The sequence below is a fragment of the Bradyrhizobium sp. Ce-3 genome, assembly GCF_022835695.1.
In the GTDB taxonomy this organism is placed as follows: Bacteria; Pseudomonadota; Alphaproteobacteria; order Rhizobiales; family Xanthobacteraceae; genus Bradyrhizobium.
Map to the genome: position 1 here is coordinate 963,282 of NZ_BQUV01000002.1, position 25,098 is coordinate 988,379.

The following is a 25,098-nucleotide window of genomic DNA, read 5'->3' on the forward strand; positions in this document are numbered from 1 at the left end:
CTGTTCAAACGTACTAAGGGTTATTGGCTTTCCACGGGGACGCATTGAATCCCACTCCCGCAAAGAGACCGTCGTGACGCAAGTTTCACGACGCCGGTCCACGTTACAGATCCTGCTGCTCTCGGCGGGATTTTTCGTGCTGGTCGCGGTCAGCGTGGCGTCCGTCCTGCTGGTCAACAAGGCGCGCGAAGACAACGCCCTGGTGGTCCATACGGTCGAGGTCGAAAGCCAGGTCGCCAACCTGCTGGTTGACGTCAGGCGCGCCGAAAGCGCGACCAGGGCGTATCTGCTGACGTCGGCACCACAATACCTGTCCGAGTACCAGGCCGCAGCAGCCGGGCTCCCAGCCGCGCTCGGCCATCTCCAGATGATGACGGTCGACAATCCGGCACAGGTTGCCAATGCCGCGAAGCTGAAGGCCGCGGTTGAGCAGCGCCTCGCCGAGTTCGCCCTCGGCGTTGAGCGCGTCAAGAACAACGATGTCGCCACCAGCGTCGACATCTTGCGGAAGGGCACATCGACCGATGCGGTTGAGGCGATCGCCCGGATCGGCCGCGACATGCGCACCGAGGAAGATCGTCTGTTGGCGATGCGCAACGCGACCGCGGACCGAACCCAGGTGCTGGCCTCCTCGGTCACCATCGCCGGCTCCTGCATGGTGTTGGCGCTCGGCGCGCTCTCGGTCATGCTGCTGCGGCAATCCTCGCGGGCGCGCGACGAAGCCGAGGCCAGGTTGCGCGACAATTACGCCAATCTCGAAACCATCGTCGACGAACGGACCGCCGATCTGCGCGAGGCCAACGAGGAAATCCAGCGCTTCGCCTATATCGTCAGCCACGACCTGCGCTCGCCGCTGGTCAACATCATGGGCTTCACCAGCGAGCTGGAGGAATTGCGCGGCGATATCTTCAAGCGCATCGCCACGCTCAATCGCTCCGCGTCGCTGGCGCCGGCGATGCCGGAAGACGCCACCGATGCGGCCGAACCCGAGCTCGAAGGCTCCGACAAGCAGCTGTCCGACGATTTTGGCGAGTCGCTCGGCTTCATCAAATCGTCGATCGCGAAGATGGACCGCCTGATCAGCGCCATCCTCAATCTCACCCGCGAGGGCCGCCGCGAGTTCAAGCCCGAACGGATCGATCTGCGCGAGCTGATCGACGGCATCGTCAAGACGGTCGCCCATCAGGCGGTCGAGGCCAATGCGACCATCGACGTCGGCGCGTTGCCCAACATCGTCAGCGACCGCCTCGCGCTGGAGCAGATCTTCTCCAACCTGATCGACAACGCCCTCAAGTACCTCAAGGACGGTGTCCCCGGCGAGATCTCGATCGGCGGCCGCACCAAGCTCGGCTTTGCGATCTTCGAGGTGACGGACAATGGCCGCGGCATCGATGCGAAGGACCACCAGCGCATCTTCGATCTGTTCCGCCGGGCCGGAACCCAGGACAAGCCCGGTCAGGGCATCGGACTTGCCCATGTCCGCGCACTTGTGCGCAGACTGGGCGGCACCATGTCGGTAGCATCGGAACTTCACGACGGCAGCACGTTCACGATCACGCTGCCTATGAAATGGTCAGGCAAGAACCGGGATAAGGAATCATGAGCGATCCAGTCACCATCATCATGATCGAGGACGACGAGGGCCACGCCCGCCTGATTGAGCGCAATATCCGGCGCTCAGGTGTCAACAATGAGATCGTCCCGTTCACCAACGGTACAGAGGCCGTGAACTACCTGTTCGGCAAGGATGGCAGCGCGGTCGAGCGCAAGAACCAGGCCCTGCTCATCCTGCTTGACCTCAATCTGCCCGACATGACCGGCATCGATATTCTGAAGCGGGTCAAGGAGAACAAGCATCTCAAGTCGACGCCGGTGGTCGTGCTGACCACCACCGACGACTCCCAGGAGATCAAGCGTTGCTACGAACTCGGTTGCAACGTCTACATCACCAAGCCGGTGAACTACGAAAGCTTTGCCAACGCCATTCGCCAGCTTGGCCTGTTCTTTTCCGTGATCCAGGTGCCGCCAGCTTCGATATGACCAGCGCAACGCCGACACTGCTCTATATCGACGACGACGCGGCGCTGGCGCGCCTGGTCGAACGCGGGCTGACGCGCGCGGGCTACAAGGTCGTGCACGCCGCAAGCGGCCAGGAGGGCCTGGACCGGCTCGCCCAGGGCGGCATCGACGTCATTGCGCTCGACCAGGTCATGCCCGGCCTCGACGGGCTGGAGACGCTGGAGCAGATCCTCAAGATACCGCACGCCCCGCCGATCGTGTTCGTCACCGCCTCGCAGGATTCCGCGATCGCGGTCACCGCGCTGAAGGCCGGCGCGGCGGACTATCTGGTCAAGGACGTCAGGGGCGAATTCATCCCCCTGCTCCACGTCGCGGTCAACGGCGCGATCCGGCAGGCCGCGCTTCAGAAAGCGCGCGACGAGGCCGAGGCCGAGGTGCACGCCTCGCGCGACCGCTACGCCGCATTGGCCGCCGAGCGCGAGGTGCTGCTGCGCGAGGTCAACCATCGCGTCGGCAATTCGTTGCAGATCATTGCCTCGCTGCTGCATCTGCAGGCCAATTCCGCGAGCCAGCAGGACGTCAAGGCCGCGCTGACCAACGCGATGGGCCGCGTCGCCGCCGTCGCGCAGGTGCATCGCCGGCTCTACACCTCGCACGACTTCAAGACCGTGATGCTCAACCAGTATCTCGAGGCGCTGCTCGAGGATCTCAGGCGATCGGCCGAAGGCAACAAGATGTCGCGGCTGACGCTGAGGGCCGACCCGGTCGAGATCGATCCCGACCGCGCGGTCGCGATCGGCATCATCGTCAACGAGCTGGTGATGAACGCCGTAAAGTACGCCTATCCCGACGGCGCCGGCCCGATCCATGTCGAGCTCAAGCCGCAGGGCGACGACCTGCAGCTCGCGATCAGCGACGAAGGCGTCGGCTTTGACGACAAGGCCGACCCACGCGGCACCGGCATGGGTCAGCGCATCGTGGCGGCGATGGCCGCCAAGCTCGACGCCAGCGTCGAGCGCGACCCGAGCCAAAAGGGCACCCGGATCGTGGTGCGGTTCGCCCGCGTCAGCCCGGCGCAGGCCAAACCGACGATCGCCGCCGCCAGCTAATGGCGCAAATTTCAGCAAATTCGATTGATTTGTCCGGTTCGCTTTAACGGCTGGGTCATTCTGTTAATGGATCGCGGCGAGCCAACCCCGGTCAGTTAAGAGATTTCTGGGCCTCCTTTGCGATGCTGGTGCCGTTAGCTTGGCAGGAGCGGCACGCCATGTTCGGGCGCAGGCCAGTTTTTGGAAAGAAGCAGCAGACATCAGGCGAGTTCGAGCACACTGGGCGTCCGCCACCGGACGCCGATGGTGCGACGCCGGTTTTTCACAAGCAGCTGTGGAACCACCCGCAGATCGGATCGCTGCTGCGCGATGCCGGCTTCGCCCCCGACGATGAACGCGCGATCGCGCCTGCGGCGGACGATCGCCTCGCCGTATTCGCTGCGGCCAACAAGCGGCTGCAGGCGCGCACCGAGACCTTCAACGGCGATATGACGGCGCGCCATGGCCATTGCCAGGCGGTGCCGTTCCTCGTCATCGATCAAAAGATCTGGGATGGGCCGCATGGCGGGTTTCTCTACGGCCAGATGAATCTGATCGGCTACGACGAGTGGAACGTGATCATGCTGGCGGGAGATCCGCAGACCACGGAGTCATGCGGCCTTGCAGCCCATCCCGGCTTCCTTCCATCCGTGACGCAAGTCATGACCGAGCAAGTGATCGCCTGGAAGGCGCGGCACAACGCGCTGCTCGAGGCCTTCGGGATCACCCCGGGCCCTGGCCGAGATATCCCGCATGACGAATACGAGATGGAAAAGGACACCCTGCGCAGGGAAATCATCGACAAGGTCGGCTGGATGAAGCCGCGCATTATCGACGATCTCCTGCGCCGGACCTAGGGCGCAAGGCGCCTCACTCCTGCCGGTCGTGGTGTCGCCGCGTGCGATGCGGACGGCAATCCTGACATGGCGCGCCGAAGATCACCTGCGACGGATAGGGCCGCGCCGAATGATACGGCGTCGAGCCGAACAGGCCGGCCGCACCGAAGCCGGCGCTGAAGGGATCGGCGGCGAAGCTGCCCGGAAACGAGCCGTTGCTGCGGAAATCGCGGTCGTCGTTCCGGCCGTCGAAATACGCACCGCCGGTGCTGCCGTAACGCAGCGGCCGTTGCGGCGCCAAATCCCGGGCAAGGTCCTGGGCCGATGCAACGGCCGTGCCGAGCGCGATGGCGGCGCAGGCGATCAGTGCTCTGATGGCGATCATGGCCAAGACCCTCATTGCGGATTGGTGCCCCAGTCGCCCTTCCAGGCGATCAGGCGTCCCTTGCCGAATTGCAGATAGAGCCCGTCGCTGCGCCGCGACAGCACGCTGCCCCTGACATTGGGCAGCGCGACGAACAATTCATTGCCCGGCGTGCCGCGCACGTAGTTCAGGGGAACGCCGAGCGACCGGCTGGCCTGGTCGGCGCTCATTCCGAAGGCGAGCGGAACGCCGTTGGGTGGCCGCTGTTGCGCGTGGACCGTGCCGGCCGGTGCGCCCAGCGCGATCACGATGGCGACGACGAAAGATGTGACGAACCGCTGCATCATCGACCTCATGGCACGGCCGCGGCAAGCGTGCCGGCCGGCGTCCAGCCGCCGCCGAGCGCCTGGAACAGGCTGCTCGCCGCGAGCAGCTTGTTGAGCCGCACCGTGACCAGATTGTTCTCGGCCGTGAACAGCGTCTGCTGCGCCTGCAGCACCGTGATGAGGTTGACCGTGCCGCCGCGCAACTGCGTCTCGGCGACCTCGAACGCCTTGCGCGAGGCGGCGACGACGTCGGACTGCAGGCGCTCCTGCAGCGTGTACTTCTGCAACGCGATCAGCGCCTTCTCGACATCGGCGAAGGCCGACAGGACCGCCTTGCGATAGGCCTGCAGGTTTTGCAGCTGCTGGCCCTTGGCGAGCTTGAGCTGGCTCTCCAGCTGGAAGCCGTCGAACAGCGGCTGGGTCAGCCCTGCGGCGAGCGTGTAATACCAGGCGCCCGGCGCAAACAGCGAGGCGAGCGCCGCGCTCTGGAAGCCCGTGGTGCCGGTCAGCTGGATCTGCGGGAAGAACGCCGCGCGCGCCGCGTCGACGCTGAAATTGGAGGATGCCAGCTGCGCTTCGGCCTGGCGCACGTCAGGCCGCTGGTAGAGCAGTTCCGACGGCAGCCCGGGCGTCACGCGCGGCACCGCGATCTGGGTGGTGCTGCCGCCGCGCACCGTGAAATTGGCCGGCGCACGCGCCACCAGCACGGCGAGCGCGGCGATATTCTGCCCGACCGTCACTTCGAGCGGCGGGATCGCTGCGCGCTGGGTCGCGACCAGCGCCTCCTGCTGCGACAGGTCGAGCTGCGAAGCGGTGCCGCCGGCGAATTGCGACTTGATCAGCGCAAGGATGCGTTCGGCCGCCGCCAAATTGCGGCGGGTGACCCTGATCTGGTCCTGCGCCGCCAGCACCTGGAAATAGGTGTTGGCCACCGTCGCCATCGTGGTCAGCGCGACGACCTCGCGATTGTAGCGGGCGCTGGTGGCGCTCTCCTCGGACGCCGACAGCGTCGCGCGGTTCTTGCCCCAGAAGTCGACGATATAGCTCGCACTGAGCCCGACACTGTATTGCGAGAATGTCCCGCTGCCGCCGAGCGACGAACTCGATCCCGTCGCCAGCTTCTCGCGTTCGGCATTCGCCGATCCGGAGATCGACGGCAGCAGCGCGGCGCCGGACACCCCGACCTGGGCGTCGGCCTGCACGATCTGGGCGATCGCCACCGCGATATCGAGATTGTAGAGCTGCGCCGACTCCATCAGCCCGGTCAGTTCGGTCGAGCGGAAACCGCGCCACCAGGCCAGCGCCGGGACCGCAGCGTCGGCATCGCCCTTGGCCGCGGTCTTGTAGCTCGCCGGCACTTCGAGACTGAGCTCGGGCTTCTCCGCCCCGGGGATGCAGCCGGACAGGCCAAGGCCGAGACCAAGGCCGAGGCCGCCGAACGCCGCCACGCGCAGAAACCGGGGCGGCTTCCGCAACTTCTGAGAATATCGCAACGCTGCACCTGTCGGCATTTACTCGCCCGGTTGAAGTGAGGAGCCCGGCATCCGCATGGCGCCACCGCGGCGGACGCGCCGGGCCCACAGGCGGAACCGGTCGAGATAGAGGTAGATCACCGGCGTCGTATAGAGCGTCAGGACCTGGCTCAGGATCAGGCCGCCGACGATGGCGATGCCGAGCGGCTGGCGCAGCTCGCCGCCGTCGCCCATCCCGATCGCCAGCGGCACGGCGCCGAGCAGCGCGGCCATCGTCGTCATCATGATCGGACGGAAGCGCAGCAGGCAGGCCTCCCTGATCGCCTCGATCGGCTCCAGCCCGCGCCTGCGTTCCGCCTCCAGCGCAAAGTCGATCATCATGATGGCGTTCTTCTTCACAATGCCGATCAGCAGGATGACGCCGATCAGCGCCATGATACTGAACTCGGTCTTGAATGCCATCAGCGCCAGCAAGGCGCCCACACCTGCCGACGGCAGTGTGGACAAGATGGTCAGCGGATGGACGTAGCTCTCATAGAGCACGCCCAGCACGATGTAGATCGTCACCAGCGCCGCCAGGATCAGGAACGGCTGGTTGTTGAGCGAATCCTGGAACGCCTTGGCGGTGCCCTGGAAGGTGCCGCGGATCGTGGCCGGGACGCCGATCCGGTTCATGGTCGCCTCGATGCTGCCGACCGCGGTGCTCAGCGACACGTTGGGCGGCAGGTTGAAGGAGATGGTGTTGGCGACCAGGAGGCCCTGGTGATTGACCGCAAGCGGCGTGGCGCCCTGCTTGAAGGCGGCGACCGTCGAGAGCGGGATCATGGTCTCGCTGCTGGTCGAGACGGCCGATCCGGTCGAGGCCACCCCCTTCCCGGTCGAGCCGATCGAATTGGTGGCCTGGTTGCGTGCGGCCTGGGCATTGGCCGAACTGGCCGCGCTCGAGCTTCCCGGCGCGACCACGGTGCCGGCCACGGCGTTGGTCGATTGCGAGCCGCCAACCGATCCACCCGACGTGCTGATATAGACGTCCTTCAGCGTCTCGGGGTTCTGCCAGTAGCGCGGCGCGACCTCCATGATGACGTGATACTGGTTGCGCGCGACATAGATCGTCGACACTTGGCGCTGGCCGAAAGCATCATAGAGGGTGTTATCGATCTGGCTCACCGTGATGCCGAGCCGGGCCGCGGCGTCGCGGTCGATCACGAGGTCGGATTCCAGGCCCTTGTTCTGCTGGTCGCTGTTGACGTCGGCGAGATCAGGATCGCGCTGCAGGGCCGCCGCGATCTTCGGCGTCCATTCGTTGAGCTCCTCCAGCGTCGAGCCCTGCAACGTGTACTGATACTGCGCATTCGAGGCCCTGCCCCCGACCCTGATGTCCTGCACCGCCTGCAGGAACAGGCTCGCGCCGGGCACCACGGCCATCTCGCGGCGCAGCCGCGAGATCACGCCATCGGCGCCGATCTTGCGCTGGTCGAGCGGACGCAGCGAGACGAACACGAAGCCGGAATTGGTCTGGCCGCCGCCAGTGAAGCCGACCACCGTCTCCACCGCCGGATCGCGCTTGATGATGCCGACGAACTGCGCGAGCTTCTGCTGCATCAGCTGGAACGACACGCTCTGGTCGGCCTGGATCGAGCCGACCAGCCGCCCGGTGTCCTGCTGCGGGAAGAAGCCCTTCGGGATCACGTCGTAGAGATAGAAGTTGAGGCCGAACACCGCGGCCAGGATCAGCATCACCGACAGCGGATGCTGCAGCGCCGCGGTCAGCGTCCGCCGATAGAAATTCAGCATCGCCTCGAAGAAGCGTTCGCTCGCCCAATAGAGCCGGCCGTGGCCGCCCGTATCCGGCTTGAGCAGCACGGCGCACATCATCGGCGTGGTCGCCAGCGACACCGCGAGCGAGATCAGGATCGAGATCGAGATCACCATCGCGAATTCACGGAACAGCCGCCCGACGATGCCGGCCATCAACAGGATCGGGATGAACACCGCGATCAGCGAGATGCTCATCGACAGCACGGTGAAGCCGACCTCGTTGGCGCCCTTCAACGCCGCCTGAAGCGGGCTCAGGCCGTCCTCGATGTAGCGGGTGACGTTCTCCAGCACCACGATGGCATCGTCGACCACGAAGCCGGTCGCGACCGTCAGTGCCATCAGCGACAGGTTGTCGAGGCTGTAGCCGAACAGGTACATCGCGCCGAAGGTCGCGACCAGCGACACCGAGACCGCAACCACCGGGATGAAGGTGGCGCGCAAATTGCGCAGGAACGCGAACACCACGATGATGACCAGCAGCACCGCCAGAACCAGCGTTCGTTCCACGTCATGCAGCGAGGTGCGGATGGTGGTCGAGCGGTCGACAGCAAGGCCGATATCGATTGCAGGCGAAATCGAGGCCTGCAGCTGCGGCAGCAACCCCTTCACCAGGTCGACGGTCGAGATGATGTTGGCGTTCGGCTGCCGGTAAAGGATGAGCAGCACCGCCGGCTTGCCGTTGGCGAGCCCCGCATTGCGCAGGTTCTCGACGCCGTCGGTCACCTCGCCGACGTCGGATAGACGGACCGGCGCGCCGTTGCGGTAGGCCACGATCAGCGGCTTGTAGTCCTCGGCCTTGTTGGCCTGGTCGTTGGCGTAGACCTGGTAGCGCTGGTCGCCGACATCGATGCCGCCCTTGGGGCTGTGGGCGTTGGCGCTCGACAGCGCCGCGCGCACGTCTTCCAGTCCTATGCCGTATTTGTAGAGCGTCTGCGGGATCAGGTCGACGCGGACGGCGGGCAGCGAGCTGCCGCCCACCACGACCTCGCCGATGCCCTCGACCTGCGACAGCTTCTGCGCCAGCACCGTGGAGGCGGCATCGTAGAGCGCGCCGCGCGTCAGCGTATCCGACGTCAGCGTCAGGATCAGGATCGGCGCGTCGGCCGGATTGACCTTGCGGTAGGTCGGATTGCTGCGCAGGCTGGTCGGCAGATCGGCTCGCGCCGCGTTGATCGCGGCCTGCACGTCACGCGCCGCGCCGTCGATGTCGCGATTGAGGTTGAACTGCAGCGTGATCCGGGTCTGACCGACCGAGCTCGACGACGTCATCTCGCTGACATCGGCGATCTGGCCGAGATGCCGTTCAAGCGGGCTTGCGACCGTGGTCGCGACGTCCTGCGGGCTGGCGCCGGGCAGCGTCGCCTGCACCGAGATGGTCGGGAAATCCACCTGCGGCAGCGGCGACACCGGCAATTTGAAGAACGCGACAATGCCGGCCGCCGCAAGCCCGAAGGTCAACAGCGTGGTTGCGACCGGCCGGCGGATGAAGGGCGTTGACGGATCCATTGGTGACCCCTGGCTCAACGCGACCCGCTCGCCTCGCCGACCTCGTCCGCCCGCCCGGCGAACCGCAGCGCCAGGCGATCGAACCAGAGGTAGATCACGGGCGTCGTGAACAGGGTCAGGAGCTGGCTCACCAGGAGGCCGCCGACGATCGAGATGCCGAGCGGATGGCGGAGCTCGGAGCCGGCGCCGCTGCCGAGCATCAGCGGCAGCGCGCCGAGCACCGCGGCCATCGTCGTCATGATGATCGGCCGGAACCGGAGCAGGCAGGCCTGGTAGATCGCCTCACGCGGCGGCTTGCCCTCGTTGCGCTCGGCATCGAGCGCGAAGTCGATCATCATGATCGCGTTCTTCTTGACGATGCCGATCAGCAGGATGATGCCGATGATCGCGATGATGGTGAGATCCTGGCCCGCCATCATCAGCGCCAGCAACGCGCCGATGCCTGCCGAAGGCAACGTCGACAGGATCGTCAGCGGATGGATGAAGCTCTCATAAAGCACGCCGAGCACGATATAGACCGTGATGATCGCGGCCAGGATCAGGAACAGCTGGTTGGAGAGCGAGGACTGGAACGCCAGCGCCGCGCCCTGGAAGCTCGTGATCATGCCGAGCGGCTGGTTGATGTCGGCCTGCGCCTGCTTGATCGCGGTCACCGCGCCGCCGAGCGAGGCGCCCGGCGCCAGGTTGAACGAGACCGTGGCCGACGGGAACTGGCCGAGATGCGAGACCTGCAGCGGCGCGGTTTCCACCCGCATCTTGGCCATCACAGACAGCGGCACCGGCGTCGAGCCCACCGATGACGGCAGGTAGATCGAGTTCAGCGAATCCAGCGAGTTCTGCAGCGACGGATCGGCCTCGAGGATCACCCGGTACTGGTTCGAATTGGTGAACACGGTGGAGACGATGCGCTGGCCGTAGGAATCGTACAGCGCGTTGTCGATCGTCGCCGGCGTGATGCCGAACCGCGCCGCCTGGTCGCGGTCGATGTCGACGAACACCGAAAGCCCCTGCGCGGAGATGTCGCTGGTGACGTCGCTGAGCTCCGGCAATTCCCTGAGCTTGTCGACCAGCTTCGGCGTCCATTCCGCGAGCTCGTTCGGATCGGCATCCTGCAGGATGAACTGGTATTGCGTCCGGCTCACCGTGCCTTCGATGGTGAGGTCCTGCACCGGCTGCATGTAGAGCGTGATGCCGGTCAGCGCGGCGGTGCTCGCCTTGATCCGGTCCATCACCGTCGCAACGCCGGCCTTGCGCTGCTCATGCGGCTTCAGGTTGATCAGGATGCGGCCGCTGTTGAGCGTCGTATTAGTACCGTCGACGCCGATGAACGACGACAGGCTCTCGACGTCCGGATCCTTCAGGATGGCGCTGGCGAGCCGCTGCTGCCGCTCGGCCATCGCCGCATAGGACACCGATTGCGGCGCCTCTGATATCGCCTGAATCACGCCGGTGTCCTGCACCGGAAAGAAGCCCTTGGGAATCACGACATAGAGCAGCGCCGTCAGGCCAAAGGTCGCGAGCGCGATCAGCAGCACGAAAGTCTGGCGATCCAGCACCCAGTTGAGCATCCGGGCGTAGATCGCGATGACATGGTCGAAGCCTTCGCGGCTGAGCCGCTGGAAGGTGTTCTCGCGCGTCATGCTCTCCGGCTTCAGCAGCTTGGCGCAGGCCATCGGCACCAGCGTCAGCGACACCAGGGCCGAGATCAGGATCGTCACCGACAGCGTGATGGCGAATTCGCGGAACAGGCGGCCGACCACGTCGCCCATGAACAGCAGCGGGATCAGCACCGCGATCAGCGACACCGTCAGCGAGATGATGGTGAAGCCGATCTGCTCCGAGCCGCGCAGCGCCGCCTCCAGCGGCGACTCGCCCTCCTCGATGTAGCGCGAGATGTTCTCGATCACGACGATGGCGTCGTCGACCACGAAACCGGTCGCGATCGTCAGCGCCATCAGCGACAGATTGTTCAGGCTGAAGCCGAACAGATACATCGCCCCCAGCGTGCCGACCAGCGAGAGCGGCACCGACAGGCTCGGGATCAGCGTGGCGCGGGTCGAGCGCAGGAACACGAAGATGACCAGCACGACCAGCACCACCGCGAGCGACAGCTCGTATTCGACGTCGCGCACCGAGGCCCGGATCGTCACGGTACGGTCGGTCAGGATGTTGAGGTCGATCGCGGCCGGCAGCGTCGCCTGCAGCTGCGGCAGCAGATCCTTGATGCCTTGGACGACCGAGATCACGTTGGCGCCGGGCTGGCGCTGGATGTTGAGGATGATCGCCGGCGTCTCGTTCATCCAGGCGCCGAGCTTGTCGTTCTGCGCGCCGTCGACGACGTTGCCGACGTCGCTGAGCCGGACCGGCGAGCCGTTCTTGTAGGCGACGATCAGCGAGCGGTAATCGCTGGCATTGCGGATCTGGTCGTTGGCGTTGATGGTGTAGGCCCGCATCGCGCCGTCGAAATTGCCCTTCGGCGTGTTGACGTTGGCGTTGCCGAGCGTGGTGCGGAGATCGTCGATATTCAGCCCATAGGCCGCGAGCTTGCGGATGTCGGCCTGGATCCGCACCGCCGGCCGCTGGCCGCCGCTGATGCTGACGAGGCCGACGCCGGGCAGCTGCGAAATCTTCTGCGCCAGCCTTGTGTCGACGAAGTCCTGGACCTGGGTCAGCGGCATGGTCTTCGAGGTCAGGCCCAGCGTCAGGATCGGCGCGTCGGCCGGATTGACCTTGGCGTAGATCGGCGGCGCCGGCAGGTCCGACGGCAACAGATTGCCCGCGGCGTTGATCGCGGCCTGCACCTCCTGCTCGGCGACGTCGAGCGAGATCGACAGGCCGAACTGCAGCGTGATCACCGACGAGCCCGCCGAGCTCACCGAGCTCATCTGGTTCAGGTTCGGCATCTGGCCGAACTGCACCTCGAGCGGCGCCGTCACCGACGAGGTCATCACGTCGGGGCTGGCGCCGGGATAGAAGGTCTGCACCTGGATGGTCGGGTAGTCGACCTCCGGCAGCGCCGCGACGGGCAGGAATCGGAACGCCAGCATGCCTGACAGCATGATGGCGATCATCATCAGCGTGGTCGCCACCGGCCGCAGGATGAATGGCCGAGACGGGTTCATTTCTTCTGCCCGTCCTCGGACCGCTTCTGGTGGCCGCCCCCGGGATCGGCGCCGTCCTTGCTGTTGTCCTTGCTATTGTCCTTGCCGTCGCCCTTCGCCGCCCCGTTCGCCGAGCCCTTGGCCGCAGCCGCCGGGTTCGCAGCATCGGCGGCGGAGCGCACCACCACCTTGGCGCCCTCGCGCAGCTTGTCGGCGCCGTCGATCACGATCCGATCACCGGCGGTCAGGCCCGAGAGCACCTCGACCCGGTCGCCGTCGGTGACGCCGAGCTTGACCGGCCGCACCGAGACCGTGCTGTCGGCGTTGACGAGATAGACGAAGGTGCCGGGCACGCCGCGCTGGATCCCGGCGGTCGACATCGTCGTGGCATCCTTGTGGGTGTCGAGCAGCAGGCGGACGTTGACGAACTGGTTCGGATACAGCGTGCGCTTGTCGTTCTCGAACTGGGCGCGCAGCTTGATCGTGCCGGTGGTCGCATCGATCTGGCTGTCGAAGGTCTGCAGCGATCCCTCGGCGAGCCTGTTGGCGCCGCTGCGGTCATAGGCCGCGGTCGGCAGCACCGCGCCCTCCTTCAGCCGCTTCGCGACCGCCTGCAGATTGTCCTCCGGCAGCGTGAACAGCACGCTGATCGGCTCGAGCTGCGTGATGACGACGAGGCCGTTGGTGTCGCCCGGCGTCACGTAATTGCCGAGGTCGACCTGGCGCAGTCCGACCCGCCCGTTGATCGGCGAGACGATGTGGCAATATGCCAAATTCACTTCAGCCGACTTCACCGAGGCGCGGTCGGCCTCGACCGTGCCCTGATACTGCGCGACCAGCGCGACCTGGGTATCCAGCGTCTGGTGCGGCACGGCGTTTTGCGTGGCGAGGTTCTGGTAGCGGGTGAGATCGACCTGCGCGCCCTTCAGCTGCGCCTCGTCGCGCGCCAGAGTACCCTTGGCCTGCGCCAGCGTCGCTTCATATGGACGCGAATCGATCTCGGCGATCAGGTCGCCCTTCTTGACCTCGTCGCCTTCCTTGAAGTCGATCTTCATCAGGTAGCCGCTGATCTGGCTTCTGATCGTCACGGTGGCGAGCGATGTCACGGTGCCCAGCGCGTTGAGGCTGACGCCGATATCGCCCTTGCCGATGGTCTCCGGCACGATCGACATCGGCCCGGCATTGCGCCCGCCGCCGGCCTGTGGTGGCGCGGCCTGCTGCCGCGTCCACCAGACGATACCGGCGAGCACCGCCAGCACGAGACATCCGGTCAGAAATCCTCGCCACCGCGACGCCCGCCTGGTTTGCTCGGGCGCCAAAATCGACGGGTCTTTGATCTGCTGGTCCATAACTTGCCCACGAAGAAACACGAACGAGCTCGCGCGGCTCTATGTGTCCCCTGAACTCCACGCGCGCCACATCCGGAGGAGCATTTTGAACGCTTCCGCGGCACAAAGCGCGTTAAGAATTGTAAAGGATAGCCGCTCTTCCCGGTCGGGCGCTGTTTCTCGCTGGATTGTGGCTATTTTACCCGATCGTTTGAAGCCAGGGCAACACGATCAGCAACAATCCGGCAAAGTAGATCAGGCCGAAGATCAGCCCGAACTTCCAGAAGTCGCCTTTGCCGATATAGCCGCTGCCGTAATACATCGGCGCCGGTCCGGTGGCGTAGGGCGAGATCACGCCCATCAGCCCGAGCGAATACACGCACAGCAGCATCAGGGTCTGCACCGACAGGCCGGGAATGCTGGAGCCGACCGCGAGCACCACCGGCAGCACCGCGGCGGTGTGTGAGGTGATGCTCGAGAAGAAATAGTGGATCCAGAAAAAGAAGGTGACGAGCAGGATCATCCCGACCAGCGGCGACGTGCCGGAGAGCGGCTTCGCATAGCCCTCGGCCACCCATTTGATGAAGCCGATCTCGTTGAGGCCGGACGACAGCGTGAGCAGCGAGGTGAAATAGAAAAATACCTCCCAGGCGCTCTTCTCCGCGACGATGTCCTCGAAGCCGATCACGCCGGTCAGCAGCATCAGCGAGATCACGACGAACACCACCGTGGTCGCGTTGATGAAGTTCGAGCCGAGCAGCGGCACGCTGATGTTGGGATTGGAGCCGCAGATCCACAGGAACATCGCGAGCAGCACCAGCACCGCCATGATCCATTCGTGCCGCGACGGCGGCCCCATCTTGGCGAGCTCGCCCTCGCTCCAGGTCACGATCTCCGGGCTTTCCTTGATCTCGGGCCGGCAGATGACATAGCTGAGCAGCGGCACCAGCAGCAGCAACAGGATGCCGAGCGGCGCGAAGCCGACGAACCATTGCGACCAGCCGACCTCGATATTGACGAGCTTCTTGGCGATCGAGAGCGCTGCGGCGTTGGGCGCCAGCGCGGTCAGAAACAGCGAGCTGGTGACCGCCGTGGTCGCGAACGCCGTCCACATCACGAAGGTACCGATCTTGCCCGCGGTCGGCCCCGGCTCCGAGCCATAGATGCGCGGGATGTTGCTGACGATCGGATAGATCGTGCCGCCCGAGCGCGCGGTGTTGGACGGCGTCGCCGGCGCCAGCACGAGATCGGAGAACGCCACCGCATAGCCGAGCCCGATGGTGCGGCGGCCGAGCCCGCGCACCAGCAGCAGCGCCAGCCGGCGGCCGAGCCCGCTCTTGCGGTAGCCGATCGAGAACACGAAGGCGCCGACGATCAGCCACACCGTGCTCTCGGAAAAGCCGCCGAGCATCCAGCGCAGCGACTTGTTCGGATCCGGCTCGACATAGCCGCCGACGCCGGCAACCGTCAGCCCGATCAGGCCGACCGCACCGACCGGCATCGATTCGAGGATCAATCCGGTGATGACGGCGGCGAACACCGCGAAATAGTGCCACTGATTGGCGTTCAGCCCCGATGGCACCGGGACAAGATAGATCACCAGCCAGACCAGCAACGGCGCAAATGTCCGCCATGACATTTTCATGCAGCGTCCCCCTCACCTGTGTCGATTGTCGGGCGCGCGCCGCCATGTCCCGGGCTGCGCCGCCGTCTTTTTGTTGCAATCTAGCACGGCGGCGCAGTCCGTCTCGGGAAACTGCGGCCGGATGGCGCGGCTTGTGGAGGAACCGGCGCGTTTCGTCAACACGTCGCGACCATGCCGGCCGGCCCATCGCAAGTCCGCCCGCGCTTTGCTATCTTTGGGGGCATGACGTCACGCGAGTCCGCTTCTTCCGAGATCACGCCCGAGGTCCTGCTGCGCGCCTATGCCTGCGGCATCTTCCCGATGGCGGAGAGCGCCGACGATCCGACGCTGTTCTGGGTCGAGCCGGAATTGCGCGGCGTGATTCCGTTCGACGGCTTCCGTGTCGCCTCGCGCCTGGCGCGCACCGTGCGCTCGGACGTGTTCACCGTCACCGTCGATACCGCGTTCAAGGCCGTGATCGCCGGTTGCGCGGCGCCGCAGCCCGGCCGCGACGACACCTGGATCAACAAGCGCATCCGCGATCTCTATGTCGGGCTGTACGCGTCGGGCTATTGCCACAGCGTCGAGGTCTGGCAGAACGACAATCTGGTCGGTGGACTCTATGGCGTCAGCCTCGGCCGCGCCTTCTTCGGCGAAAGCATGTTTCACACCACGCGCGACGCATCGAAGGTCGCGCTGGTGCATCTGGTGGCCCGGCTGATCGCTGGCGGCTTCGAGCTGCTCGACACGCAATATGTGACCGAGCATCTGAGGACGTTCGGCGCGATCGAGATCTCGCGCCGCCGCTATCGTGCACTGCTCGACAAGGCGATCACGGGCGCACCGGCGGATTTCCGCAAGCTCGACGCCACGCAGCCGCTCAAGGGAGCGGACGCGCTGGCGATCATCGCCACGCGCGGTTGACCGGTTGATCGCGGAGCCCGGATGGAGCGCAGCGCAATCCGGGACAAGTCTCTCTGCGGCGAAGACCCCGGATTTCGCTTCGCTCCATCCGGGCTACGCGACCGAGACTAATTCCCGAACAATCCGCCGAACAACCCGCCGGGCCGCTGCTGTTGCGGCGGCGGAGGTGGCGGCTGCTGCTGATATTGCGGCTGCGGCTGTGGCGGCGGACGCGGCGCGGCCTGCTTCGGCTGTGCGCGCTTCTGGGCCGGCGGCGGAGGCGGCGTCGGCGCCTTCGGCGGATCGGGCGCCGCGGTCACGATGGTCTGGTCCGGCCCTTTGCAGTCGGTCAGCCAGATGTCGTAGATCGGATGCTCGACGCCGTGCAGGCCGGGGCTCGCCGCGAACATCCAGCCCGAGAAGATCCGCTTCACCTCGCCCTGCAGCGTGATCTCGTCGACCTCGACAAAGGCGTCGGTGTTGGCGGCTTCGGTCGACGGCCGCGTATAGCAGGCGTCGGTCTTCACCCGCAGCGCGCCGAACTGCACGGTCTCGCCGATATCCTCGTCGAAATTGATGATGCGTCCGGTGATCTTGTCGAGGCCGGAGAAGCTCGCCTTCTTGTTGGTGATCTTGGTCGACGGCGGCTCCTGCACCACCTCGTCGCCCGGCTGCAACGCGGCCGGCGTCTGCGGCGGGGTGGCGCCCTGCGGAGCGCCCTGCGGAGCGCCCTGCGGCGTCCCCTTCGGCTGACGCTGCCCCGGCGGCAGGCCGGGCAGCGGATTGGCGCTGGGCGGGGTGTTGGCAACGGCAGGCCCGCCGGGCTGCGGCGGCTGCACGGCAACGCCGGGCTGGGTGCCCGGAGGAGCCACCGTAGAGCCGGGCGGCGGCGCCAAAGGCTGCGACTGCACGCTGCCGGGCGGCGGCACCGCCTGGCCCGGCGGCAGCGCCCGCGGCTGCGTCGGCAGCAGGCGGCCGCGCGGCAGTTCCGGCACTTCCTCGTCGTCGTCGCTGGGCGGCGCCACCTGGCCACGCGGAATCGATCCGGGCGGGCGCGGCGCGGGATCGGAGAAAATCGTTCCGATCTGCGCACGCGCGGGCGGCGCAAGCGAGATGGTTGAGGCGGCAACCAAGGCCGCAAAGCCAGTCAGGGCAATGGTTCGAAGCATCTCGCGCGGCTTTAAAGGGCGAATCGGGCTCGCGACAGTCTACCTTGATATCGGCCGCTCGCAGGCCACCGGTTAACACGCCGAATACGGCGGGGAAAGGGCGCCGGACCGGCCCTCCCCGGCCCTCCGGCCAGGCTCTGGTCAACCTCTGGTCAGCCTTGGGAACACGTGTGATAGTCCTCACGCTGAAGGCGCGCGGCTCCGCGTGAAAACCTGAGAAAATCCGGATCGAACCGGACCAGCCAGAGGAAACCCAACATGCCAGATCGCATCAGGCTCGACGGCCGGGTTGCCGTCGTCACCGGGGCTGCCGGTGTCATCGGAACCGCCACGCTTCATCTGCTCGCCGAACGCGGTGCGCGGATTGTCGCAGTCGATCGCAAGGGCGCCGATCTCGCCGCCGCCATCAAGGACCTCCCCGCCTCGGCCGAGCCGCTCGCGATCACCGCCGACGTCACCGACGAGGACGAGGTCAGGGATTATGTCCGCGCCGCCGTCGACCGCTTCGGCACCATCGACGCCTTCTATAACAACGCCGGCATCGAGGGCGACATCAGGCCGATCCCGGAATATTCGCTGGAAAGCTTTCGCCGCGTGCTCGACGTCAACGTGGTCGGCGTCTTCCTCGGCATGAAGCATGTGCTGCCGGTGATGCTGAAGCAGAACAAGGGCAGCATCATCAACACCGCCTCGATCGCTGGCCTGATGGGATCGCCGATGATCGCGGTCTATAGCGCCAGCAAGCACGCAGTGATCGGCCTGACCAAGAGCGCGGCCTGGGAGTGCACCGGCACCGGCGTGCGGGTCAATTGCGTTTGCCCCGGCATGATCGAGAGCCGGATGCTGAGCACGATCCTGCAGGGTCGTTCCGGCGGCAACGCACCGCCGCCGGTGGAGAAGATCGTCGACCGCATCCCGGCGCGCCGCCTCGGACTCGCGAGCGAGGTCGCCTCGATCGTCGCGTTCCTTGCCTCCGACGAGGCGAGCTACGTCTCCGGCTCCGCCTACACCGTCGATGGCGGCCGCACCGCCGCCTGATCATTCAGTTCAGCATCACCAAAAGGTTTGTTTGCCCATGCCCGTCGTTCTCGATCCCGATGCCGCTGCTGTCTTCAAGGCGTTCCAGGAAGCCGGCCGTCCCGCCTATGAGACGCTGACCGCACCGGAGGCGCGCGAATATTATCGGGCTGCTCGAATCGTCTCCAATCCCGAGCCGCCCGCGCTGGAATCGAGCAAGGAGCTGTCGATCCCGGCGCCGCACGGCACCATCCCGGGGCGCATCTACACGCCGAAGACGCTGCGCAAGACGAACGGGCTCGCGCCATGTCTGGTGTTCTTCCACGGCGGCGGCTGGGTGATCGGCGATCTCGATACCCATGAGGTGGTCTGCCAGAAGCTCGCCCATGAGGGCGAGCTGATCGTGATCTCGGTCGACTATCGGCTGGCGCCCGAGCACCGCTTCCCCGCCGCGGTGGACGACGCTGTCACCGCGACCCGATGGGTCGCTGCCAACGCCAGAGATCTCGGCATCGATGCCGCGCGCCTGATCGTCGGCGGCGACAGCGCCGGCGGCAACCTCGCCGCCGTGGTGGCCCTCACCGCCCGCGACGGCGGACCGAAGCTCGCGGCGCAGCTCTTGGTCTATCCCGCGACCGATTTCTCGCGGAAGCATCCCTCGCATCGCGAGCCCGAGACCAGCATCCTGCTGACCCATTCGGTGATCGGGTGGTTCGGCGATCATTATCTCGGCGGCGCGGATTCGAGCGATTGGCGCGCCTCGCCCGCGCGCGCGACAAGCTTTGCCGGCTTGCCGCCGGCCTATGTTCTGACCGCCGGTGCCGATCCGCTGCGCGACGAAGGCGACGAGTATGCGAAATTCCTCAAGGACGCCGGCGTGCCCGTAACCTACCGGCATTTCCCCGGTCAATTCCATGGATTCTTCACCATGGGCAAGCTGCTGAACCAGGCTAATGTCGCGGTATCAGAGATCAGCGCCTGGCTGAAGACGCTGGGCTGAGCGATCCGATCGGCAGCGACGCGCCTGGGAGCGTCGCTCCCGATCGCGGCTTGGAGCCGGACGGCTGGGACGCGCGCAGCTTGCGGCGTTAGCGCGCCTTGCAGTTCCCCGCGCCGCGCGATAGTGCGGCCGGACGCTTCACGCCACCGGGCACTTCAGCCATCGAGATCGCCTTGTTCACGCCACTCCTCGTCTACGGTATCCCGTTCGACTTCATCCTGTTCGCGCTGACGCTGCTCGGCGTCGCGATCTTCCATCACCATACGCTCGCGGTGGCGTTGACCGGCCTTGCCACGATCGTCGCCTACAAGCTGATGTTCACGGGCTTCGCAAGGTTCGGCGCGGGCCTGCCCGGCCTCGTGCACCAGATGGAGCATGAGTGGGTCACGCTCGCGAACCTGTTCCTGCTCCTGATGGGATTTGCGCTGCTGTCGCGGCATTTCGAAGAGAGCCGCATCCCGGACGAGATGCCGGCGCTGCTGCCCGACGACTGGAAGGGCGGACTGATCCTGCTGGTGATCGTGTTCGTGCTGTCGGCCTTCCTCGACAATATCGCAGCGGCGCTGATCGGCGGCACCGTCGCGCGTTCCGTGTTCCGCGGCCGCGTCCATATCGGCTACCTCGCGGCCATCGTTGCCGCATCGAATGCCGGCGGCGCCGGCAGCGTCGTCGGCGACACCACGACCACGATGATGTGGATCGACGGTGTCAGCCCGCTCACCGTCGTCGACGCCTATGTCGCGGCCATCGCGGCGATGCTGGTGTTTGCGGTGCCGGCCTCACTGCAGCAGCACCGCTATTCCCCGATCGTGAAGGATGCACCGTCCGGCCTTGCGATCGATTGGTCGCGGGTTGCGATCGTCGCGGTGATCCTGCTCGCCGCGCTAGCGGCCAATGTGACGGCCAATCTGAAATTCCCCGCGTTGCTCGATGCGCTGCCGGTGCTCGGGCTCGCGGTCTGGGCCGCGATCCTCGTCACCGCGCTGCTGCGGCGGCCGGACTGGTCGGTGATGCCCGAGACGTTCAAGGGCACCGTGTTCCTGCTCGCGCTGGTGACGGCGGCTTCGATGATGCCGGTGGAGAAGCTGCCGGCCGCATCATGGCAGACCGCGCTCGGGCTCGGCTTCATCTCGTCGGTGTTCGACAACATTCCCCTGACCGCGCTGGCGCTCAGGCAAGGCGGCTACGATTGGGGCTTCCTCGCCTACGCGGTCGGATTTGGCGGATCGATGGTCTGGTTCGGCTCGTCCGCGGGCGTTGCGGTGTCCAACATGTATCCGGAAGCCAAGTCGGTGGTCCGCTGGATCACCCAGGGCTGGCCGATCATGATGGCCTATGTCGTCGGCTTCTTCGTGATGCTGGCCCTGCTCGGCTGGCATCCCGACGCGCCGCATTGAGCCAAAATGCGGAACTCCGCCGTGCTGCAACGCACAATGGGATTGTCTCAAACTTGTGGAAAAGCGAGACAAATCCGTTGACATTGCTAAACTCAATTCGCCGTAACAACTTATGGAGCGTTCGCATGAGTGTTAGTGCAGAAGTCCTCGCCCGCGCCCCGTTGGAGACCACGGAGGGCGAAACCGACACGGTGAATTCGCATCGGCCACGCAGCAATGTTCGGCCGCTCTCACCGATGCCGGACTACGTCGAGCATCGCAACGGCGTCAATGAGGTGGGCAAGCTGTCGGCCGAGGCGGTCGTGCGCGAGTACGAAGCGGCGGTGAAAGAGATCGAGGCGCTCGGGTCGGAGCTGCAATTGGCCGCCAAGAACTGCGAGGTCATGGTGGCAGGCGTCCATGAGATGATCGCGGAAATCAAGGAGTTCGCTGCAGGTTACCGCGATCAAGGCAAGCGCTTCTTCCTGCAGATCGAAGCGGTCTCGCTGATGACCACGGAGGTCAGGAATACCTGTGAATCACTCAAGAAAAAAATCGCGACCGACACATTGACCCGGTGATCGGTCGGCTGAGCACGTTTCGTGCTCGGCGCATCCGTGGATTTTCAGCGTGCATAGGTGAATAGCTGCGCAATTCCAGCGCGGCAGAACCGTTAGTTTCTATTCGAGATCAAGTCGTTCAATATCAGGTCGTTCAACATCTTGCCCCCGCTCCGGCGGGGGCTTTTTGTCCTGCGGTAACCCCGCGCGCCCAGCAATGGCCTGACCTGACCGACTTAACGCGCGTCAGGCGCGCGCTCAGCCATGTCCGCTGCCGGAGGCAAAGCGAAGATCGGAGACCAGCGGTCGCTGAAATCCCTGGCCGGGATCGCGTCCGCGTCGGAGACGACGACGCTCTCGGTCCGGGGCAAGTGCGACCTGATCGTCGCGGCGGTTGCAGTGACGGCCAGCAGGGCAACGGCCACGAAGCCGGTCATCGTCCGATGCTTTGTCATGAGAACCTCCTCGGCTGCCCACGCCCACTTGACGTGGGTCACTGGAACCGTCGCGCTGGTTCATCGATGCAACGACAAAATGAATCGTGTGAGATCGGACAACGAACTTGTCCCAAACCCACCTACCCGGCCCGCGCGGCCCGGCGCAGCGATTGCGGCGGCTGGCCGAAGGCGCGGATGAAGGCGCGGCGCATCCGCTCCGGATCGCGGAAGCCGGTGATCTCGGCGACGCGCTCGATCGCCTCGCCCGACGACTGCACGCGCTGCCGCGCGACTTCGATCCTCAACCGCTCGACCGCCTTCGACGGCGTGGTGCCGGTCTCCGCGATGAAGGCGCGGGTGAAGTGCCGCGAGCTCATCCCGGCCTTGTCGGCGAGGTCCTCGACCGTCAGCGGCGCGTCGAGATGCTCGCGCGCCCAGGCGAGCAGCGGTCCGAACCGGCCGTTCGGCGTCTTCAATTCCAGCAGCGAGGAGAACTGCGACTGCCCGCCGCTGCGCCGGTGATACAGCACGAGCTGCCGCGCGGTGCTCTGCGCGATCTCGTCGCCGTAATCCTCGGTGATCATCGCCAGCGCGAGATCGATGCCGGCGGTGATGCCGGCCGAGCTCCAGATATTGCCGTCGCGAACGAAGATCTGGTCCGGCTCGAGCTTGACCTTCGGATAGGTCTTCACGAAATGCGGCGTGCGCTGCCAATGCGTGGTGGCACGGCGGCCGTCGAGCAGGCCGGCTTCGGCCAGCACATAGGCGCCCGAGCAGACGCTGGCGACGCGGATGCCGCGGCTCGCCATCCGCCGCACGAATGACAGCGTGACCGGACAGGTCGCCGGTGTGCGCACGCCGTTGCCGCCCGCGATGATCAGCGTCGTGATCGCCGCCGACGGCTTGAAGCCGCGCGCCAGCATCTCGACGCCGGACGACGAGCGCACCGGCCCGGCCTTCACCGCGATCGTCCTGATCGCTGGCGGATTGTTGGCGAAGCGCGCCGCGATCTCGAACGCCGCGATCGGGCCGGCCGCATCGAGCAGCTGGAAGTCGGGAAAGATCAGGATGCCGATCATCTGCCAGATCCTCGCAATGCCGAATGCCCAGAGATGGGCCTGGCGTCCGAAAATGAGGGAATTACGCCATTTTGGACAAGAGGCCACCATGGCATCGTGGTTCCGTCAAGCGCTATTTGGAGACCTCCGATGTCCGAACCCCTGCAGATTGGATTGCTCGTCTTCCCAAAGGTGACCCAGCTCGATTTGACCGGCCCGTTGCAGGTGTTCTCCTCGGTGCCCGGCGCCAAGGTGCATCTGATCTGGAAACGGATCGAGCCCGTTCCGACGGATTCCGTCATGGTCCTGACGCCGACCACGACGTTTGCCGACTGCCCGCAGCTCGACGTGATCTGCGTGCCCGGCGGGTTCGGCACCGACGACATGGTCGGCGACACAGAGATGCTCGCCTTCCTGCGCCAGCAGGCGGAGGGCGCCAAATACGTCACGTCGGTCTGCACGGGATCGCTGGTGCTTGGTGCCGCCGGCCTGCTGAAGGGCTATCGCGCCACCACGCATTGGAGCGCGATCGATTTCCTGGCGGGCTTCGGCGCCATCCCGACCAAGACGCGCGTCTGCGTCGACCGCAACCGCTTCACCGGCGGCGGCGTCACCGCCGGCATCGACTTCGCGCTGACGCTGGTGTCCGAGCTCGTCGACCGCAAGACCGCGGAAGCGATCCAGCTCAGGCTCGAATACAACCCGGCGCCGCCGTTCAATGCCGGCTCGCCGGATACCGCGCCGGCCGAGATTCTTGCATTCATGAAAGAACGGATGGGACCGGCACATGCGCGCCGCGCCGAATTGATGGGCCGCGCCGCGGCCCAGCTGTCCTGATCGGATCGCAACAAAGAAAAAGGCCGCCCGGTTTCCCGAGCGGCCCTTCCTGTCTCACGGTGGCCCCACATTTGCGGGCGATTTCAGGACGTCTGTACCGGGGGCCTATCTCCCGGCCGCATCCCACTCGGGGGCCGCTGCTCATCGGGACAGTCGCGATCTGGAGCCCGATCCGACGCGATGGTTTCCCATCTCCGTAAGATGACCTCATTGAGCCGCGAACCCGCGCGCAGCGCAAGTGGACGGCGGCGGCTGCGGCCCACCTGTCCCCGCTGTTACCGTTGTCCACAGGCACGCACGCGCGTGGCGGAGGCGCGCGTGCAGTGCACACGCGCTGCTACGCCTGCACGGCGCAGACAACTATGCGTGAAGTTCAGCTTCCCGGCGTCCAGGCGTGGTAGTCGCCGGTCGCCTTGGGGCGGCGGCCGCTTGCCAGCGTCGAGCCGGACGGGCGGTAGGCCTCCGCGGTGCCGGTCAGGTTCGGCAGATGCGGCTTTTCCCACTCCCGGGCGACGTACTTCTCCTCGGTCGGGGGCACGTCGACGGTGTGATGCAGCCAGCCGTGCCAGCCGGACGGGATCCGGGACGCTTCGGCATAGCCGTTATAGACCACCCAGCGGCGCTCGAAATGCAGCGTCGGGTCGATCTCGCCGCCCTTGGTGCGGTAATAGCGGTTGCCCTGCTCGTCCTCGCCGACCAGCTCGCCGTAGCGCGAGGTCCACAATTGCGTGCCAAAGGTCTGGCCGTTCCACCAGGTGAAGAATTTCAGCAGGAATTGTTTCATGCGTGGCCGGTCGTCGGTTCGAGGCAGTCCGGCTCTGATGCCACCTGAATCCGCAAATGTCCAGCCGCCGCCGAGGTAGCCCGGCACTCCCCGAATGGGCGCCGATGAGGGCCCATTCGGCGACCAAATGACGCGGTCACGGAGAGTTTTGTTCAGCTGCCATACATGCGCCGGCGGGCAAGCCAACATGACGGACAATCAATGTCGAGCACTGGAACGTCCGACCGCAGAAATGGTTAGTCATTGTCCGTTTTGATGGAGTCCAAAATGATCAATATGAAGGTTCTGAGCACCGCCGCGGCGCTGGCGCTTGCGCTGCCGTTGGCTGTGGCGCCGACCGTTTCGTTCGCCCAGTCCGCCGCGCAGATCGGCGCGATGGGCGGTGGCGGCGGTGGTGCGCGCGGCGGCGGAGGCGGTGGCGGCGGCCATATCGGCGGCGGCGGTGGTGGCTTCGGCGGCGGCCGCGGTGCTGCGA

Annotated in this window: 21 protein-coding genes and 1 pseudogene; 11 read left to right on the forward strand and 11 right to left on the reverse strand. The window is 65.8% G+C overall.

The features are described 5' to 3' along the window. The first annotated feature begins 73 nt into the window (after positions 1-73). From BRSPCE3_RS10945 to BRSPCE3_RS10960, 4 genes are all read left to right on the forward strand, one after another. Positions 74-1,603 carry a CHASE3 domain-containing protein gene (locus BRSPCE3_RS10945; protein ID WP_244065785.1) on the forward strand — a complete coding sequence of 510 codons (1,530 nt, stop codon included), beginning with the start codon at positions 74-76 and terminating at the stop codon, positions 1,601-1,603. Then, positions 1,600-2,040, forward strand: a complete 441-nt coding sequence (locus BRSPCE3_RS10950; RefSeq protein ID WP_244065786.1) for a response regulator — start codon at positions 1,600-1,602, stop codon at positions 2,038-2,040. The genes BRSPCE3_RS10945 and BRSPCE3_RS10950 overlap by 4 nt, the downstream gene beginning before the upstream one ends. Beyond that, positions 2,037-3,128, forward strand: coding sequence for a sensor histidine kinase (locus tag BRSPCE3_RS10955; RefSeq protein WP_244065787.1), 1,092 nt, complete (start codon positions 2,037-2,039; stop codon positions 3,126-3,128). Before BRSPCE3_RS10950 ends, BRSPCE3_RS10955 begins: the two co-directional genes overlap by 4 nt. 158 nt (positions 3,129-3,286) lie before the next feature. Further along, positions 3,287-3,964, forward strand: coding sequence for a hypothetical protein (locus tag BRSPCE3_RS10960; RefSeq protein ID WP_244065788.1), 678 nt, complete (start codon positions 3,287-3,289; stop codon positions 3,962-3,964). A gap of 13 nt (positions 3,965-3,977) precedes the next feature. Here the strand turns inward: BRSPCE3_RS10960 and BRSPCE3_RS10965 are convergent, their stop codons facing one another. The 7 genes from BRSPCE3_RS10965 to BRSPCE3_RS10995 form a co-directional block, all read right to left on the reverse strand. After that, positions 3,978-4,328, reverse strand: a complete 351-nt coding sequence (locus BRSPCE3_RS10965) for a BA14K family protein (RefSeq protein WP_244065789.1) — start codon at positions 4,326-4,328, stop codon at positions 3,978-3,980. Positions 4,329-4,339: 11 nt separating this feature from the next. Continuing rightward, positions 4,340-4,651: a hypothetical protein gene (locus BRSPCE3_RS10970; RefSeq protein ID WP_244065790.1), complete on the reverse strand. Its 312-nt coding sequence runs from the start codon at positions 4,649-4,651 to the stop codon at positions 4,340-4,342. Between the two features lie 8 nt (positions 4,652-4,659). Further along, positions 4,660-6,144, reverse strand: a complete 1,485-nt coding sequence (locus BRSPCE3_RS10975) for an efflux transporter outer membrane subunit (RefSeq protein WP_244065791.1) — start codon at positions 6,142-6,144, stop codon at positions 4,660-4,662. Further along, positions 6,145-9,429, reverse strand: coding sequence for an efflux RND transporter permease subunit (locus BRSPCE3_RS10980; protein ID WP_244065792.1), 3,285 nt, complete (start codon positions 9,427-9,429; stop codon positions 6,145-6,147). It lies immediately after the preceding gene. Between the two features lie 14 nt (positions 9,430-9,443). Then, positions 9,444-12,551, reverse strand: a complete 3,108-nt coding sequence (locus tag BRSPCE3_RS10985; RefSeq protein ID WP_244065793.1) for an MdtB/MuxB family multidrug efflux RND transporter permease subunit — start codon at positions 12,549-12,551, stop codon at positions 9,444-9,446. Beyond that, complete coding sequence (locus BRSPCE3_RS10990) at positions 12,548-13,879, reverse strand: MdtA/MuxA family multidrug efflux RND transporter periplasmic adaptor subunit (protein WP_375709889.1); 1,332 nt, start codon at positions 13,877-13,879, stop codon at positions 12,548-12,550. Before BRSPCE3_RS10990 ends, BRSPCE3_RS10985 begins: the two co-directional genes overlap by 4 nt. 178 nt (positions 13,880-14,057) lie before the next feature. Continuing rightward, the gene (locus BRSPCE3_RS10995) at positions 14,058-15,503 is read right to left on the reverse strand and encodes a DASS family sodium-coupled anion symporter (protein ID WP_244065795.1); all 1,446 of its coding nucleotides are present in this window, start codon (positions 15,501-15,503) and stop codon (positions 14,058-14,060) included. Positions 15,504-15,725: 222 nt separating this feature from the next. Here BRSPCE3_RS10995 and aat point away from each other — a divergent pair, with 222 nt between their 5' ends. Further along, positions 15,726-16,406 (forward strand): leucyl/phenylalanyl-tRNA--protein transferase, encoded by a 681-nt coding sequence (aat, locus tag BRSPCE3_RS11000; protein ID WP_244065796.1) that lies wholly within the window; start codon positions 15,726-15,728, stop codon positions 16,404-16,406. Between the two features lie 107 nt (positions 16,407-16,513). Here the strand turns inward: aat and BRSPCE3_RS11005 are convergent, their stop codons facing one another. Next, a complete protein-coding gene (locus tag BRSPCE3_RS11005; RefSeq protein ID WP_244065797.1) occupies positions 16,514-17,554 on the reverse strand; it encodes a DUF2155 domain-containing protein in 1,041 nt (346 codons plus the stop codon). A gap of 258 nt (positions 17,555-17,812) precedes the next feature. On the opposite strand from BRSPCE3_RS11005, the gene BRSPCE3_RS11010 reads away from it, so the two are divergent. The 4 genes from BRSPCE3_RS11010 (at position 17,813) to BRSPCE3_RS11025 (ending at position 21,528) form a co-directional block, all read left to right on the forward strand. Further along, positions 17,813-18,592, forward strand: a complete 780-nt coding sequence (locus tag BRSPCE3_RS11010) for an SDR family NAD(P)-dependent oxidoreductase (protein ID WP_244065798.1) — start codon at positions 17,813-17,815, stop codon at positions 18,590-18,592. A 37-nt stretch (positions 18,593-18,629) separates the two neighbouring features. Then, complete coding sequence (locus BRSPCE3_RS11015; RefSeq protein WP_244065799.1) at positions 18,630-19,571, forward strand: alpha/beta hydrolase; 942 nt, start codon at positions 18,630-18,632, stop codon at positions 19,569-19,571. A gap of 173 nt (positions 19,572-19,744) precedes the next feature. After that, entirely contained in the window at positions 19,745-20,968 is a 1,224-nt protein-coding gene (locus tag BRSPCE3_RS11020) for an SLC13 family permease (RefSeq protein WP_244065800.1), read from the forward strand. Between the two features lie 125 nt (positions 20,969-21,093). Further along, on the forward strand, positions 21,094-21,528 hold the full coding sequence (locus BRSPCE3_RS11025) for a hypothetical protein (RefSeq protein WP_244065801.1): 435 nt from the start codon (positions 21,094-21,096) through the stop codon (positions 21,526-21,528). A 215-nt stretch (positions 21,529-21,743) separates the two neighbouring features. On the opposite strand, the gene BRSPCE3_RS11030 is transcribed toward BRSPCE3_RS11025, so the two are convergent. Together BRSPCE3_RS11030 and BRSPCE3_RS11035 are read right to left on the reverse strand one after the other, a co-directional pair. Beyond that, the gene (locus BRSPCE3_RS11030) at positions 21,744-21,962 is read right to left on the reverse strand and encodes a hypothetical protein (RefSeq protein ID WP_244065802.1); all 219 of its coding nucleotides are present in this window, start codon (positions 21,960-21,962) and stop codon (positions 21,744-21,746) included. Between the two features lie 122 nt (positions 21,963-22,084). Then, positions 22,085-23,023, reverse strand: a complete 939-nt coding sequence (locus tag BRSPCE3_RS11035; RefSeq protein WP_244065803.1) for a GlxA family transcriptional regulator — start codon at positions 23,021-23,023, stop codon at positions 22,085-22,087. A gap of 129 nt (positions 23,024-23,152) precedes the next feature. On the opposite strand from BRSPCE3_RS11035, the gene BRSPCE3_RS11040 reads away from it, so the two are divergent. Beyond that, on the forward strand, positions 23,153-23,839 hold the full coding sequence (locus BRSPCE3_RS11040) for a DJ-1/PfpI family protein (RefSeq protein WP_244065804.1): 687 nt from the start codon (positions 23,153-23,155) through the stop codon (positions 23,837-23,839). Positions 23,840-24,212: 373 nt separating this feature from the next. On the opposite strand, the gene BRSPCE3_RS11045 is transcribed toward BRSPCE3_RS11040, so the two are convergent. After that, positions 24,213-24,623: an NADH:ubiquinone oxidoreductase subunit NDUFA12 gene (locus BRSPCE3_RS11045; protein ID WP_244065805.1), complete on the reverse strand. Its 411-nt coding sequence runs from the start codon at positions 24,621-24,623 to the stop codon at positions 24,213-24,215. 267 nt (positions 24,624-24,890) lie between these two features. On the opposite strand from BRSPCE3_RS11045, the pseudogene BRSPCE3_RS11050 reads away from it, so the two are divergent. Then, a pseudogene (locus BRSPCE3_RS11050) lies at positions 24,891-25,098 on the forward strand (BA14K family protein); the annotation flags it as partial.

Bases quoted from the DNA above. Each gene is read 5' to 3' on its own strand.
- BRSPCE3_RS10950 (WP_244065786.1), top strand. From the start codon at position 1,600: ATGAGCGATCCAGTCACCATCATCATGATCGAGGACGACGAGGGCCAC.
- BRSPCE3_RS10955 (WP_244065787.1), top strand. From the start codon at position 2,037: ATGACCAGCGCAACGCCGACACTGCTCTATATCGACGACGACGCGGCG.
- BRSPCE3_RS10960 (WP_244065788.1), top strand. From the start codon at position 3,287: ATGTTCGGGCGCAGGCCAGTTTTTGGAAAGAAGCAGCAGACATCAGGC.
- BRSPCE3_RS10965 (WP_244065789.1), bottom strand. From the start codon at position 4,328: ATGATCGCCATCAGAGCACTGATCGCCTGCGCCGCCATCGCGCTCGGC.
- BRSPCE3_RS10970 (WP_244065790.1), bottom strand. From the start codon at position 4,651: ATGCAGCGGTTCGTCACATCTTTCGTCGTCGCCATCGTGATCGCGCTG.
- BRSPCE3_RS10975 (WP_244065791.1), bottom strand. From the start codon at position 6,144: ATGCCGACAGGTGCAGCGTTGCGATATTCTCAGAAGTTGCGGAAGCCG.
- BRSPCE3_RS10980 (WP_244065792.1), bottom strand. From the start codon at position 9,429: ATGGATCCGTCAACGCCCTTCATCCGCCGGCCGGTCGCAACCACGCTG.
- BRSPCE3_RS10985 (WP_244065793.1), bottom strand. From the start codon at position 12,551: ATGAACCCGTCTCGGCCATTCATCCTGCGGCCGGTGGCGACCACGCTG.
- BRSPCE3_RS10990 (WP_375709889.1), bottom strand. From the start codon at position 13,879: ATGGACCAGCAGATCAAAGACCCGTCGATTTTGGCGCCCGAGCAAACC.
- BRSPCE3_RS10995 (WP_244065795.1), bottom strand. From the start codon at position 15,503: ATGAAAATGTCATGGCGGACATTTGCGCCGTTGCTGGTCTGGCTGGTG.
- aat (WP_244065796.1), top strand. From the start codon at position 15,726: ATGACGTCACGCGAGTCCGCTTCTTCCGAGATCACGCCCGAGGTCCTG.
- BRSPCE3_RS11005 (WP_244065797.1), bottom strand. From the start codon at position 17,554: ATGCTTCGAACCATTGCCCTGACTGGCTTTGCGGCCTTGGTTGCCGCC.
- BRSPCE3_RS11010 (WP_244065798.1), top strand. From the start codon at position 17,813: ATGCCAGATCGCATCAGGCTCGACGGCCGGGTTGCCGTCGTCACCGGG.
- BRSPCE3_RS11015 (WP_244065799.1), top strand. From the start codon at position 18,630: ATGCCCGTCGTTCTCGATCCCGATGCCGCTGCTGTCTTCAAGGCGTTC.
- BRSPCE3_RS11025 (WP_244065801.1), top strand. From the start codon at position 21,094: ATGAGTGTTAGTGCAGAAGTCCTCGCCCGCGCCCCGTTGGAGACCACG.
- BRSPCE3_RS11030 (WP_244065802.1), bottom strand. From the start codon at position 21,962: ATGACAAAGCATCGGACGATGACCGGCTTCGTGGCCGTTGCCCTGCTG.
- BRSPCE3_RS11035 (WP_244065803.1), bottom strand. From the start codon at position 23,023: ATGATCGGCATCCTGATCTTTCCCGACTTCCAGCTGCTCGATGCGGCC.
- BRSPCE3_RS11040 (WP_244065804.1), top strand. From the start codon at position 23,153: ATGTCCGAACCCCTGCAGATTGGATTGCTCGTCTTCCCAAAGGTGACC.
- BRSPCE3_RS11045 (WP_244065805.1), bottom strand. From the start codon at position 24,623: ATGAAACAATTCCTGCTGAAATTCTTCACCTGGTGGAACGGCCAGACC.